Genomic DNA, 14,822 nt, shown 5'->3' on the forward strand with positions numbered 1-14,822 from the left:
CGGCGGCTTTTTCGCACTCTGGAGAGCGGCAGTAGCCATTCGCGTCGCACGTCGTGCATCGCAGGCAGGCTGCCCACCGAAGGGGCGCGCGTCACCGTGACGAATCGAAGCTCATTGAGCAGGTCACGGCAGCGCAATCTCTCAGGTATCGAGGACAGAGGGGTCATGTAGCACCACGCTCGCAGGCACACGGCCGCGAGGCGTAGAGCCGCATGGCCTTTTTTGTTTCGCGAGACGCCCGAGGCCCCATGACCGAACTCAAACACACCCCGCTCCACGCCGCTCACCGCGCGCTCAACGCTCGCATGGTCGATTTCGGCGGCTGGGACATGCCCGTCAACTACGGCTCGCAGATCGACGAACACCGCGCGGTGCGCACCGACGCCGGCATGTTCGACGTATCGCATATGTGCGCGGTCGATTTCACCGGCGAGCGCGTGCGCGCGTTCTTCGAATTCGCGCTGGCGAACAATGTCGCCAAACTGCAAACGCCGGGCCGCGCGCTCTATTCCTGCATGCTGAACCCGAACGGCGGCGTGATCGACGATCTGATCGTCTATTACTTCGCCGAAGATCACTTCCGTCTGGTCGTCAACGCCGGCACCGCCGATAAAGACATCGCGTGGTTCGGCCAGCTCAATGCCGAAGGCGGTTTCGCCCTGACGATCACACCGCGTCGCGATCTCGCGATCGTCGCCGTGCAAGGCCCGAACGCACGCGAAAAAGTCTGGCAAACCGTGCCGGCCGCGCGCGCCGCCACCGAGCCGCTGAAGCCGTTCAACGCTGCGCGCGTCGCAGGCACGCCGTACGGCGAATTGACCGTTGCGCGCACCGGCTACACCGGCGAAGACGGCTTCGAAATCATCGTGCCGGCTGCGCATGTCGACGCGCTGTGGAACGCGCTCGTCGCGCAAGGCGTGCGCCCGGCCGGTCTCGGCGCGCGCGACACGCTGCGCCTCGAAGCGGGCATGAACCTGTACGGCCAGGATATGGACGACAACGTGTCGCCGCTCGACGCCGGTCTCGCATGGACCGTCGATCTCACCGCGCCGCGCGACTTTGTCGGCCGCAGCAAGCTGGAAGCCGACGGCTCGCGCGCCGCGTTCGTCGGCCTGATCCTGCTGAAGGAAAACGGCAAGGCCGCCGGCGTGCTGCGCGCGCATCAGAAAGTCGTCACAGCACACGGCGAAGGCGAAATCACGAGCGGCACGTTTTCGCCGACGATGCAGGAATCGATCGCCTTCGCGCGCGTGCCGAAAGGCGTGCAACCGGGCGATACCGTGCAGGTCCAGATTCGCGATAAAGCCTGCCCCGCAAGCGTGGTAAAACTGCCGTTCGTGCGCAACGGCAAGGTGCTGGCTCTCTAAAGCCCGCGCACGCTCACCCTACTCAAGTCAAACCGAACCCACCGCATAGGAGCATCCGATGAGCATCCCGGCCGATCTGAAATACACCGAATCGCACGAATGGGTCCGCACCGAAGCGGACGGCACGCTGACGGTCGGCATCACCGACCACGCGCAGGAAGCGCTCGGCGATATCGTCTTCTTCGAAGTCCAGGAACTGGGCAAAACCGTCGCCGCGGGCGACACCGTCGCCGTGATCGAATCGGTGAAGGCCGCCTCCGACATCTACGCGCCGGTCGCGGGCGAGATCATCGAAGCGAACACCGCTGTCGCCGATTCGCCGGACTCGGTCAACAGCACGCCGTATGAAAGCTGGCTGTTCAAGATCAAGCCGGCCGCCGATGCGTCGCTCGATCGTCTGATCGACGCGGGCGCGTACGAGAAGTCGATCGGCGCCTGAGTTACCCCGTGAGTCATTGCCCGACTCGCATTCTGTTTTAACCGTCAGGTGCGGCGCTCGCGAAACAGCGCGCGCCGCATCGCCAGGAACACCATGAAGCTCGAACACCCGGATCGTCTGATGAACCGCACTCCTCTCTCGCTCGCCGCGCTCGAAGTGCACGACGCCTTCGCCGAACGGCATATCGGCCCGGACACGGCCGACCAGCAAGCGATGCTCGAAGCACTCGGCTTCGCATCGCGCGCGGCCCTGATCGACGCCGTCATTCCGAAGACGATCCGCCGCACCGAAACGCTGCCGCTCGGCCCGTTTGCGCAACCGAAAAGCGAAGCCGAAGCGCTCGCCGCACTGCGCGAACTCGCGGACAAGAACAAGGTGTTCCGCTCCTACATCGGCCAGGGCTATTACAACGCCCACACGCCGACGGTGATCCTGCGCAACGTGCTGGAAAATCCGGCGTGGTACACCGCGTACACGCCGTATCAGCCTGAAATCTCGCAAGGCCGTCTGGAAGCGCTGCTGAACTTCCAGCAGATGATCGTCGACCTGACCGGCCTCGCCATCTCCAATGCGTCGCTTCTCGACGAAGCGACCGCCGCCGCCGAAGCGATGACGCTGCTGCAACGCGTCGGCAAGCCGAAGTCGAACGTGTTCTTCGTCGCCGATGACGTGCTGCCGCAAACCATCGAAGTGGTGAAGACGCGCGCGACGCCGGTCGGCATCGAAGTGAAGGTCGGCCCGGCCGCTGAAGCCGCGAATGCGAACGCGTTCGGCGTGCTGCTGCAATACCCGGGCGTGAACGGCGACGTGCGCGACTACCGTGCGCTGACCGACGCGATCCACGCGGCCGGCGGCCATGTGGTCGCCGCCGCCGACCTGCTCGCGCTGACGGTGCTGACGCCGCCGGGCGAATGGGGCGCGGACGTCGCGGTCGGCAATACGCAGCGTTTCGGCGTGCCGGTCGGCTTCGGCGGTCCGCATGCCGCGTATCTCGCGGTGCGCGACGAATTCAAGCGGCAGATGCCGGGTCGTCTGGTCGGCGTGACCGTCGACGCGCAAGGCAACCCCGCGCTGCGTCTGGCGCTGCAAACGCGCGAACAGCACATCCGCCGCGAGAAGGCGACCTCGAACGTGTGTACCGCGCAGGCGCTGCTCGCGATCATGGCCAGCATGTACGCGGTCTATCACGGCCCGCGCGGCCTGAAGACGATCGCGCTGCGTGTGAATCGCGTCGCCGCGCTGCTCGCCGAGGGCGCGAAGCAACTCGGCTATAAGCTCGTCAACGAAACCTTCTTCGACACGCTGACTTTCGACACCGGCGCGCGCACGCAAGCACTGCACGATGCCGCCACGGCGAAGGGCATCAACCTGCGCCATGTGAGCGCAACGCAAGTCGGCCTGTCGATCGACGAAACCACCACGCGTCACGATCTGGCCGACCTGCTTGCGGTGTTCGCGCAAGCGGCTTTCTCGAACGACGTGCCGCAAGTCGACGCGCTCGACGCCGCGCTGAGCGCATCGAACGTGGGATCGGTGCCGGCCGCGCTCGAACGCACGAGCGCGTATCTGACGCATCACGTGTTCAACCGTCACCATTCGGAGACGGAAATGCTGCGCTATCTGCGCAGCCTCGCGGATAAAGATCTCGCACTCGACCGCTCGATGATCCCGCTCGGCTCATGCACGATGAAGCTGAACGCGACGTCGGAAATGCTGCCGGTCACGTGGCCCGAATTCGGTCAGATCCATCCGTTCGCGCCGGCCGAGCAAACCGTCGGCTACCGCGAAATGATCGATCAGCTCGAAGAAATGCTGGTCGCCGCGACCGGCTATGCGGCGGTGTCGCTGCAGCCGAACGCGGGCTCGCAGGGCGAGTACGCGGGTCTGTTGATCATCCACGCGTATCACGCGTCGCGCGGCGAAGCGCATCGCAATGTCTGCCTGATCCCGGCTTCGGCGCACGGCACGAACCCGGCGTCCGCGCAGATGGCCGGCATGCAGGTCGTCGTCGTTGCATGCGACGCGCAAGGCAACGTCGATACCGAAGACCTGAAGAAGAAGGCCGCGCAGCACGCGGACAAACTCGCGGCGATCATGATCACGTATCCGTCCACGCATGGCGTGTTCGAAGCGAACGTGCGTGAAATCTGCGAAATCGTGCATGCGCACGGCGGCCAGGTCTACGTGGACGGCGCGAACATGAACGCGATGGTGGGTCTGTGCGCACCGGGTCAGTTCGGCGGCGACGTATCGCACCTGAACCTGCACAAGACCTTCTGCATTCCGCACGGTGGCGGCGGACCGGGCGTCGGTCCGGTCGCGGTCGGCGCGCACCTTGCGCAGTTCCTGCCGAACCAGACTTCGTCGGGTTACACGCGCGCGGACAGCGGCATTGGCGCGGTATCGGCCGCGCCGTACGGCTCGGCGTCGATCCTGCCGATCTCGTGGATGTACATCGCGATGATGGGCGCGAAGAACCTGACCGCCGCGACCGAAACCGCGATTCTCAACGCGAACTACGTCGCCAACAAGCTCGCGCCGCACTATCCGGTGCTGTACTCGGGCCCCGGCGGCCTAGTCGCGCACGAGTGCATTCTCGATCTGCGTCCGATCAAGGAAACCAGCGGCATCACCGTCGACGACGTCGCCAAGCGCCTCGCCGACTACGGCTTCCACGCGCCGACGATGAGCTTCCCGGTACCGGGCACGCTGATGGTCGAGCCGACCGAATCGGAGTCGAAGGAAGAGCTCGACCGCTTCATCGAAGCGATGATTGCGATCCGCGACGAAATCCGCGCGGTCGAGGAAGGCCGTGCCGATCGCGAAGACAACCCGCTGAAGCACGCGCCGCATACGGCGGCGGTGGTGGTCGCCGACGACTGGAAGCATGCGTACTCGCGCGAAGCCGCCGCGTATCCGCTGAAGACGCTGATCGCGAACAAGTACTGGCCGCCGGTCGGCCGCGCGGACAACGTGTATGGCGACCGCAATCTGTTCTGCTCCTGCGTGCCGATCGCGGATTACGAATAAGAAGCGCGACGCGCATCGCCCATCACCTGTCACGGCGGCGACACGCCAAAGCAGGCGGCACGGCGATGCGCGCGACACCGCGCTATCGGATTCAGCGGTCCTGTCGTTCACGGTCGCAAACGGCTAACATCACACACCGAATCAGCCTAACGAGGAGTTCCGCATGGCGCGACAGGTGCGATTGATGCAAAGCCCGGCCGAAACTGCATCGGCCCGTCCATGGCGGTCCGCTTATGCGGTGCTGCTGGCCGGCGCGGCGATGTTGCTGCCGCTGCGGCAGGCTCACGCGGCGATGAATTTCTGCGCGGCGCCCGCGTTGCAAACCAGCGAGCGCACCAATGCCGACCCCGGCGTCAAGGCGCTCGTCAGCAACGTGCAAGCTCATCTGAACGAGCAACCGCATGCGCTCGCGAAGCTGCACACCGAGGGCACGCTGCCGCACGAAGGCATCTACGACCAGAGCGTCGACGCGGAAAAGGATCTCGATCTGCTGCGCGACGCCGCGCTCGCGTGGCGCGCCACCAGCGACGATCGTTTTCTGAAACTCGTCGATCGCCTGCTGTACGCCTGGGTCACCACGTATCAGCCGAGCTTCAATCCGATCGACGAAACGCATTTCGAGGGGCTGATCCTCGCGTATGACATGACCGCGAGCGCATTGCCCGTCAAAACGCGCAACGCGTCGATGGCCTTTCTGACGAAGCTCGCCACTGGCTATATCGCGCAGATCGACGCGCAGCCGCGGCCGCTCACCGGCACGTTCCGCAACAATTGGCAAAGTCACCGCATCAAGCTGATCGCGATGGCCGCGTTCACGCTCGACAATCGCAAGATGATCAACACCGCGCAGCGGCTGTTTATCGAGCATATCGGCGACAACATCGCGCCGGACGGCTCCACGATCGACTTCAGCGAGCGCGACGCGCTGCATTATGTGACTTACGACCTGCAGCCGCTCGTGACGGCCGCGCTCGCCGCGCGCCGCCACAACCGCAACTGGCTGCAGGAGAAAGGCGCGAACGGTGCGACGCTGCTCGCTGCGCTGAACTGGCTCAAGCCGTTTGCGACCGGCAGCCAGACGCATCAGGAATTCGTGCATTCGAGCGTTCCGTTCGATGCAAAACGCCGCGAGGCCGGCTTGCCCGGCTATTCGGGTCAGTGGGACCCGAAGAACGCGACGGAACTGTTTCACCTGGCGGCGCGTCTCGACGGACGCTTTACGCCAGTCGCGCTGCAGCTCGCGCAGACGCCGCCCGCGTGGCTCGCCGTCTGCCTGCCGCTGCCGGCGCGCTAAACTCTTTTTATCGGCAGGGAGCAGTACATGGCAGTCAGCGTCTTCGATCTCTTCAAAATCGGCATTGGTCCGTCGAGCTCGCACACGGTCGGGCCGATGCGCGCGGCGCTGATGTTCGTTCAGGGACTCGATCGCGACGGGCTGCTCGAGACGGTCGCATCGGTGAAAGTCGATCTGTACGGTTCGCTCGGCGCGACGGGCAAGGGACACGGCACTGATCGCGGCGTGATGCTCGGTCTGATGGGCGACGCGCCCGACACCGTCGATCCGGAAACCATTTCGCAACGGCTCGACGCGGTGCGCGCGTCGCGCAAACTCGCGCTGCTTGGCCGGCACGACGTGCCGTTCGTGCAAAAAGATCACATTTCGTTTTATCGCCAGGCGCTCGCCGAGCATCCGAATGGTTTGAAGCTGTATGCGTTCGACGCGCAAGGCGCGACGCTGCGCGAGGCGACCTATCTGTCGGTGGGCGGCGGCTTCGTCGTGACGGCCGGCGCGCCGAATACGAAGGTGCTGTCCGCCGTCGATCAATTGCCGCACTCGTTCCGCAGCGGCAATGAGTTGCTCGCGCTGTGCGAGTCGACGGGCAAAAGCATCGCGCAACTGATGTGCGAGAACGAGCGCGTCTGGCACACCGACGAAGAAACCCGCACGGGCTTGCTGAAGATCTGGGACGTGATGCAATCGTGTGTCGCGCGCGGCTGCGGCATCAACAATCCCGATGCCGATGGTCATTTGCCTGGGCCGTTCCAGGTGAAGCGGCGCGCGCCGCAACTGTATCGCGCGCTGACCGGTCATCCCGAGCGCGCGCTGCAGGATCCGCTGTCGATGGTCGACTGGATCAATCTGTACGCGATCGCCGTCAATGAGGAAAACGCGGCCGGCGGGCGCGTCGTCACGGCGCCGACCAATGGCGCGGCCGGCATTATCCCGGCCGTTCTGCATTACTACACTCGCTTCATGCCAAGCGCGAACGAACAAGGCGTGATCGACTTCCTGATGACGGCTGCGGCGATCGGCATTCTGTACAAGCTGAACGCGTCGATTTCCGGCGCGGAAGTGGGTTGCCAGGGCGAAGTGGGCGTGGCCTGCTCGATGGCGGCAGGCGCGCTCGCCGCGGTGATGGGCGGCACGCCGAAGCAGGTCGAAAACGCCGCGGAAATAGGCATGGAACACAACCTCGGGCTCACCTGCGATCCGGTCGGCGGCATGGTGCAGATTCCGTGCATCGAGCGCAACGCGATGGCGTCGGTGAAAGCGGTCAATGCCGCGCGCATGGCGTTGCGCGGCGACGGCAGCCACTACGTGTCGCTCGATTCGGTGATCAAGACGATGCGCGAAACCGGGGCGGATATGAAGACGAAATACAAGGAAACATCGCGCGGCGGGCTCGCGGTGAATATCGTCGAGTGTTGAGTGGCGAGCGCGATGTTTGATTGATGTAGTGAGGACGCGGGCTATGAGGTCCGCGTTTTTGTTTGCGCAGCTGCGCGTCTTGCAATTGATGTGGCGTTGACACGCGCCACCGCTGCGCTGCGCCGTGACAGCGCCCACGTGCCCGGCGTAAGCTGTCGAAGCGCCCATCGGCGGCGCAATGCGCTATTCGCGCGTTACGCCGATGCGGCCTCAATCCATCGCACACCAGCACTGCCAGGAGGCTTCTTCGCAATGTCGCTGCCGAATGCTCCAGCTTCAAATTCCACTTCGAATTCCGCTTTGAATTCCGCGTCCGATTCCCATATCGCGCGCACGACGGGCGCGCGTCTCGTCGTCGATGCGTTGCTCACGCATGGCGTCGAGCGCGTTTTCTGCGTGCCCGGCGAAAGCTTTCTCGCCGTGCTCGATTCGCTGCACGACGAAACCGAACGCATCAAAACGGTCGTCTGCCGACATGAAGCCGCCGCGGCGAACATGGCCGAAGCGGTCGGCAAGCTGACCGGCCGACCGGGTGTCGCGCTCGTTACGCGCGGACCGGGCGCGACACATGCATCGATCGGCGTGCACACCGCGTTTCAGGACTCGACGCCGATGATCCTGCTGATCGGCCAATGTGCGCGCGAGCATCTGGATCGCGAGGCATTCCAGGAAATCGACTATCGGCGCATGTTCGGTCAGATGGCGAAGTGGGTCGCGCAGATCGACGACCCGAAGCGCATCCCCGAATATCTGAGCCATGCGTTTCATACCGCGACCTCGGGGCGACCGGGTCCGGTCGTGCTGTCGCTGCCGGAAGACGTGTTGAGCGATGCGTGCGATGCCGTGCCTGGTGCGCCCGCGTATCAACGCGTGGCGGCATCGCCGTCCGCCGCGCAGATCGCGAAGCTGCGCGACTTGCTCGAACGCGCGCAGCGGCCGATGGTGATCGCGGGCGGCAGCGGCTGGACCCCGGCCGCATGCGCGGACCTGCGACGCTTCATCGAAAACTGGCAATTGCCGATCGGCCTCGCGTTCCGCTTCCAGGACACCTTCGATAACGAGCACCCGAACTATGCGGGCGATGTCGGTCTCGGTATCAATCCCGCGCTCGCGCAACGTATCCGCGATGCCGATCTGTTGCTCACGCTCGGCCCGCGTCTCGGTGAAGCCACGACCAACGGCTACACTCTGCTCGACATTCCGAAAACGAAGCAGACGCTCGTGCATGTGCATCAAGGCGCGGAAGAGTTGGGGCGTGTCTATGCGGCCGATCTGCCGATTGTCTCCGGCATGCCGGAACTGGCGGAGATGCTCGCGCAGATGAAGCCGTCGACCGCGCAGCTTGCGTGGAGCGGCGCGGCGGAAGAAGCGCATCGCGCGTATCTGGAATGGCGCAAGCCGCGCGGCATTCCCGGCAACGTACAGATGGGCGAAGTGATCCAGCAGTTGCGCGCGCAATTGCCCGAAGACGCGATTCTCACCAACGGCGCCGGTAACTACGCGACGTGGCTACATCGGCATTTTTCGTATCGACATTTCCGCTCGCAGCTTGCGCCGACGAGTGGCGCGATGGGGTACGGCGTGCCGGCCGCGCTCGCGGCGAAGTCACTGTATCCGCAGCGCGCGGTCGTCGCGCTGTCCGGCGACGGCTGCTTCATGATGGCCGCGCAGGAACTGGCGACCGCGATGCAATACGACCTGCGCGTGATCTTCATCGTCGTCAACAACAGCCACTTCGGCACGATCCGTATGCATCAGGAGCGGCACTATCCGCATCGCGTGCATGGCACGGGTCTCACAAATCCGGATTTCGCCGCCTTTGCCCGCTCGTTCGGCGCGCACGGCGAAACGGTGCAGCACACCGAGGACTTTCTGCCCGCGTTGCAACGCGCGATGAATTCGCAGTTGCCGGCGCTGATCGAGATTCGCATGCCGCAGGAAGCAAGCACGCCGGGGGCGACACTCGAGCAGATTCGTGAGCAGGGGCGGAAGATGCGGGGGGAGTGAAGCAGTCCCACTGATGTAGCGCGCACACCGGAAAGCGCAAATAAAAAACCCCGCCAAGGCGGGGTTTTTCATCGTCAAAACAAACCGCGCAAAACGACTTACTTGCCGCCCACGCTTTGCAGCGTCGTCCACTTGCCATCGACGACCTTGTACAGCGTGATACCGCCGTTCTTCAGATCGCCGTGCTCGTCGTATGCGAGGTTGGCGGACGTGACGGCCGGCATCGACGTCTTCGCGAGTACCGGCAGGTACTTGGCCGGATCGGTCGAGTTCGCGTTCTTCATCGCGGTGAACATCGCCATTGCGCCGTCATAGGCGTACGGCGAGTAGGTCTGCACGTCTTCGTTGAAGCGCTTCTTGTACTTCTCGACGTATGCCTTGCCGCCCGGCATTTCTTCGAGCGGCAGGCCGGCGAGCGAAGCCACCGTGCCGTTCGCCGCGTCGCCCGCGAGCTTGATGAAGGTCGGCGTGTGAACCATTTCGCCGCCCATCAGCGGCGCCTTCACGCCGAGCTGCTTCATCTGCTTGACCATCGGCGCCGCTTGCGAATCCGCGCCGCCGTAGTAGATCAGATCCGGGTTCGCCGATTTCAGCTTGGTCAGGATCGACTTGAAATCGACAGCCTTGTCGTTCGTGTATTCACGATCGACGATCGTTGCGCCCGCAGCCTTCGCCGCCTTTTCGAATTGATCGGCGAGACCCTGGCCGTACGCGGTGCGGTCGTCGACGATCGCGATCTTCTTCATGCCGAGGTTCTTCACCGCGAACGCGCCAGCGACCGAGCCTTGCTGCGTGTCGGAGGTCATCATGCGGAAGGTCGTCTTGAAGCCTTGCTGCGTGTATTCGGGTGCGGTCGCCATCGCGATCTGCGGGATGCCCGCGTTCGCGTAAATGCGCGACGCCGGAATCGTCGTGCCCGAGTTGAAGTGGCCGAGCATGCCCTTGATGCCGTCATCCACGAGCTTCTGCGCCACGGTCGTGCCGGTGCGCGGGTCAGCCTGGTCGTCGGCCGAATCGAGCACGATATGAACCTGCTTGCCACCGATCACCGGCTTGGTCGCGTTGAACTCTTCGACCGCGAGCACGATGCCGTTCTGAAAGTCCTTGCCGTAGTGAGCCTGAGCGCCCGTCATCGGACCCGCGAAACCCACCTTTACGTCTTCCGTCGATTGAGCGTTAGCCGTCCCCGTCAGCGACATGGCCGCAACCAGAGCTGCGCCTGCCAGCTGTTTCATTTTGTGTTGCATAGCTTCTCCTAATACCAGTGTGGACGAAGCGGATCCGGGGTCGCCGTGCCGCTTCCTTTCTATTGAATCGATCGCCGAGGTTGGCTCAACCGATCGTCATCAAATTTGCATTGCCGCCTGCTGCCGCCGTGTTCACGCTGACCGAGCGCTCGGTCAGCAGACGCTCGAGCGCGTAGTCTTCGTCGCCGCTCGCGAGCGCGCCGGCTGCAACACCCTGCACCGACACGATCGGACCCGGACGCTTCGCGACTTCCTTCACGAGCGCGAGCAGTTCGTCGCTATCGCCTTCGAACAGCACCGCATCGAACGACGCATCGGCGTTCTTCTTCACGCTCGCATACGACTTCAGCGACGCGGGCAGTTGGGACACCAATTGTTCCCCGGCGGCGCCTTCGAACAGCGCACGATTTCCCGTAGCAAGCGCGGCGGCCAGCTGCACGCGCGCGCCGCTCGCGGTCGACGCGATGCACAGCACCGTGCCGCGCGGACCGAGCGTGTACGTGTTGCGCTCGCCGGTCGGCCCGGACAGCACCGCGGTCGCGCCCGCCGGCACGTGCGCGAGATAGCCGTCGCAGCGCGCGGCCAGTTGCGCCTCGCGCTCGGCGATCAACCAGTCGCGCAGCGTGGTCAACGCGGCCGCCGGATTGTCGCTGTTTTGCGCGCTCTGCGGTGCTTCGACCACCAGTGCCTGCGCGAGCGATTTCGGCAAACCGGCCGGACGCGTCGCCAGCAGACGCTGCAGATACAGCGCGCCGCCCGCCTTCGGCCCCGTGCCCGACAAGCCTTCGCCGCCGAACGGCTGCACGCCGACGACCGCACCGATCACGTTACGGTTCACGTAGATGTTGCCCACATGCGCGCGGCCGATCACATGCGCGATCGTTTCGTCGATACGCGTATGGATGCCGAGCGTCAAACCGTAACCCGTCGTGCGGATCTGTTCGAGCAGCTTGTCGAGCTGGCTGCGGCGATAACGCACCACGTGCAGCACCGGCCCGAACACTTCGCGCTTCAGTTCGTCGATGCTGTCCAGTTCGATCAGCGTCGGCGGCACAAAGGTGCCCTGCGCCGCGCCTTCCGGCAGCGGCAGTTGCTCGACCTTGCGGCCCTTTTCGCGCATCGCCGCGATATGCGTGTCGATGCCGCGCTTCGCTTCGAGGTCGATCACCGGACCGACGTCGGTCGACAGACGGTCCGGATTGCCGAGCGCAAGCTCGCGCATCGCGCCGGTCAGCATTTCGAGCGTGCGGTCAGCGACGTCGTCCTGCAGACAAAGAACGCGCAACGCCGAACACCGTTGACCGGCGGAGTCGAATGACGATTGCAACACGTCGGCCACCACCTGCTCAGCCAGCGCCGACGAGTCGACGATCATCGCGTTCTGGCCGCCGGTTTCGGCGATCAGCGGAATCGGCTTGCCGTCCGGATCGAGGCGGCCGGACAGTGTCTTGTTGATCAGACGCGCGACTTCGGTCGAGCCGGTGAACATCACTGCGCGCGTGCGCGGATCAGCCACCAGTGCCGCGCCGACCGTTTCGCCATCGCCCGGCAGCAGTTGCACCGCGCCGGCCGGCACGCCGGCTTCACGCAGAATTCGCACGGCTTGCGCGGCGATCAGCGGCGTTTGCTCGGCAGGCTTCGCGAGCACCGTGTTGCCGGCCGCGAGCGCGGCGGCGACCTGGCCCATGAAAATCGCCAGCGGGAAATTCCACGGGCTGATACACACGACCGGACCGAGCGGCCGATGCGTGTCGTTCGAGAACTCGTTGCGGATCTGCGTCGAGTAATAGCGCAGGAAGTCGATCGCCTCGCGAATTTCCGACACCGCGTTCGCGAGCGACTTGCCCGCTTCGCGCACGACGAGGCCCATCAGCGTATGCATTTGCGCTTCGAGCAGATCGGCGGCGCGCGCGAGGCAATCGGCGCGTGCCTCGACCGGCGTCGCCTGCCAGATCGGCGCGGCGGCCACCGCGTGGCCAAGCGCAGCGCTCACGTGCTCGGCCGTGGCTTCGACGACCGTGCCGACGAGGTCGCGCTGGTCGGCCGGATTACGCACGTCGCGCCCGGCGCCCACGGCAATCTCATCGTCCGCGAGCATCGGCGCGGCGCGCCACGGATGATGCGCGCTCGCCAGCAGCGCCGACGACAGCGATGCGAGCCGATGTTCGTTCGACAGATCGAGGCCCATCGAATTGAGACGCTCGGCACCGTACAGATTGCGCGGCAACGGAATGCGCGCGTGCGGCGCGCCGAGCGGCGCGATCTTCGACGCTTCCTCGACCGGATCGGCGACCAGGTCCTTGACCGCGATCGATTCGTCGGCGATGCGATTGACGAACGACGTGTTCGCGCCGTTTTCGAGCAGACGGCGCACCAGATACGCGAGCAGCGTCTCATGCGTGCCGACCGGCGCGTACACACGGCACGGACGGTTCAACTTGTCGCGGCCCGTGACCTCTTCGTACAGCGGCTCGCCCATGCCGTGCAGGCACTGGAACTCGTACTGGCCAGGATAGTAGTTGTTGCCGGCGAGGTAATAGATCGCCGACAGCGTATGGGCGTTGTGCGTCGCGAACTGCGGATACACCGCGTCCGGCGCGCCGAGCAGCTTCTTCGCGCAGGCGAGGTACGACACGTCCGTGTAGACCTTGCGCGTGTAGACCGGATAGCCTTCGAGGCCGTCCACCTGCGCGCGCTTGATTTCGGTGTCCCAATACGCGCCCTTCACGAGCCGCACCATGATGCGGTGACGGCTGCGGCGCGCCAGATCGACGATGTAGTCGATCACGAACGGACAACGCTTCTGGTAAGCCTGTACGACGAAACCGATACCGTTCCAGCCTTGCAGTTCCGGATCGAAGCACAGTGCTTCGAGCAGATCGAGCGACAGTTCGAGGCGGTCGGCCTCCTCGGCGTCGATATTGAGGCCGATGTCGTAGCGGCGCGCGAGGATCGCGAGCGAGCGCACGCGCGGCAACAGCTCGCTCATCGTGCGTTCCTGCTGCGCGCGCGAGTAGCGCGGATGCAGCGCCGACAGCTTGATCGAGATGCCCGGGCCTTCGTAGATGCCGCGCCCGCCGGCAGCCTTGCCGATCGCGTGGATCGCCTGCTCGTACGACGCGTAGTAACGCTGCGCGTCGGCCTCGGTGGTCGCGGCCTCGCCGAGCATGTCGTACGAATAGCGGAAGCCGCGCGCCTCGTATTTGCGGCTGTTCGCGAGCGCTTCGGAGATGTTCTCGCCGGTGACGAACTGCTCGCCCATCAGGCGCATCGCCATGTCGACGCCCTTGCGGATCAGCGGCTCGCCGCCCTTGCCGATCAGGCGCGTGAGCGCCGACGACAGATTCGTCTCGCTATTGGTCGTCACCAGCTTGCCGGTGATCATCAGGCCCCAGGTCGCCGCGTTGACGAACAGCGACGGCGCTTGGCCGACGTGCGACTTCCAGTCGCCCTTGCTGATCTTGTCGCGGATCAACGCGTCGCGGGTCGCGCGATCGGGGATGCGCAGCAGCGCCTCGGCGAGGCACATCAGCGCGACACCTTCCTGGCTCGACAGCGAGAATTCGTGGATCAGCCCTTCGACGCCGCCGCCCTTGCTCTTCGAGCGCAGCGTCTCGACGAGCTTGCCGGCCATCGCCTGCACGTCGCCGGCGAGATTGACCGGCAGACGCGCCTGACCGAGCAGGAACGGCACGCACTCCGGCTCCGGACGGCGATACGCGGCGGTGATCGCCGCGCGCAGCACCGACTGCGGCTGCACGTTCTGCGCGAAATCGAGGAACGGGTGCGATGCGCCGTCTTCCTCGTTCTCGACCGCCGCGCCTTCGGCGAGATCCGCCGAACCGGTGTTGCCCGACAGTTCAGCGGGCAGCTGGCCGTGCTCGATCTTTTCGAGGTACGCGAAGATCGCCTGTTTGATCAGCCAGTGGGGGGTGCGCTCGAGGCGAGTGGCGGCATCTTTGAGCCGGGAACGCAGGAGGTCGTCGACCTTAACGCCAAGGGTGGTGCTAGCCATGTTTCCT

At 64.8% G+C, this 14,822-nt stretch carries 8 protein-coding genes and 1 riboswitch; of the genes, 6 read left to right on the top strand and 2 right to left on the bottom strand.

The genetic code is table 11. The features are described 5' to 3' along the window. The first annotated feature begins 8 nt into the window (after positions 1–8). Positions 9–168: riboswitch (glycine riboswitch) on the top strand. Positions 169–248: 80 nt separating this feature from the next. The 6 genes from gcvT to L0U82_RS18345 all read left to right on the top strand — a co-directional run bounded on the left by gcvT (position 249) and on the right by L0U82_RS18345 (position 9,553). Continuing rightward, on the top strand, positions 249–1,367 hold the full coding sequence (gcvT, locus tag L0U82_RS18320) for a glycine cleavage system aminomethyltransferase GcvT (RefSeq protein WP_233832864.1): 1,119 nt from the start codon (positions 249–251) through the stop codon (positions 1,365–1,367). 58 nt (positions 1,368–1,425) lie between these two features. After that, positions 1,426–1,806 carry a glycine cleavage system protein GcvH gene (gcvH, locus tag L0U82_RS18325; protein WP_233832866.1) on the top strand — a complete coding sequence of 127 codons (381 nt, stop codon included), beginning with the start codon at positions 1,426–1,428 and terminating at the stop codon, positions 1,804–1,806. A gap of 93 nt (positions 1,807–1,899) precedes the next feature. Beyond that, positions 1,900–4,836, top strand: a complete 2,937-nt coding sequence (gene gcvP / locus L0U82_RS18330) for an aminomethyl-transferring glycine dehydrogenase (RefSeq protein ID WP_233832868.1) — start codon at positions 1,900–1,902, stop codon at positions 4,834–4,836. A 163-nt stretch (positions 4,837–4,999) separates the two neighbouring features. Continuing rightward, positions 5,000–6,130 (top strand): alginate lyase family protein, encoded by a 1,131-nt coding sequence (locus tag L0U82_RS18335; RefSeq protein WP_233832870.1) that lies wholly within the window; start codon positions 5,000–5,002, stop codon positions 6,128–6,130. 27 nt (positions 6,131–6,157) lie between these two features. After that, positions 6,158–7,546: an L-serine ammonia-lyase gene (locus L0U82_RS18340; RefSeq protein WP_233832872.1), complete on the top strand. Its 1,389-nt coding sequence runs from the start codon at positions 6,158–6,160 to the stop codon at positions 7,544–7,546. 252 nt (positions 7,547–7,798) lie between these two features. Then, on the top strand, positions 7,799–9,553 hold the full coding sequence (locus tag L0U82_RS18345; RefSeq protein ID WP_233832874.1) for a thiamine pyrophosphate-binding protein: 1,755 nt from the start codon (positions 7,799–7,801) through the stop codon (positions 9,551–9,553). A 98-nt stretch (positions 9,554–9,651) separates the two neighbouring features. On the opposite strand, the gene L0U82_RS18350 is transcribed toward L0U82_RS18345, so the two are convergent. Both L0U82_RS18350 and putA read right to left on the bottom strand, forming a co-directional pair. Beyond that, complete coding sequence (locus L0U82_RS18350) at positions 9,652–10,800, bottom strand: branched-chain amino acid ABC transporter substrate-binding protein (protein WP_233832876.1); 1,149 nt, start codon at positions 10,798–10,800, stop codon at positions 9,652–9,654. 85 nt (positions 10,801–10,885) lie between these two features. Beyond that, positions 10,886–14,815, bottom strand: a complete 3,930-nt coding sequence (gene putA / locus L0U82_RS18355; protein ID WP_233832878.1) for a trifunctional transcriptional regulator/proline dehydrogenase/L-glutamate gamma-semialdehyde dehydrogenase — start codon at positions 14,813–14,815, stop codon at positions 10,886–10,888. Between the last annotated feature and the right edge of the window lie 7 nt (positions 14,816–14,822).

It is taken from the genome of Paraburkholderia sp. ZP32-5 (assembly GCF_021390495.1).
Lineage (GTDB): Bacteria > Pseudomonadota > Gammaproteobacteria > Burkholderiales > Burkholderiaceae > Paraburkholderia.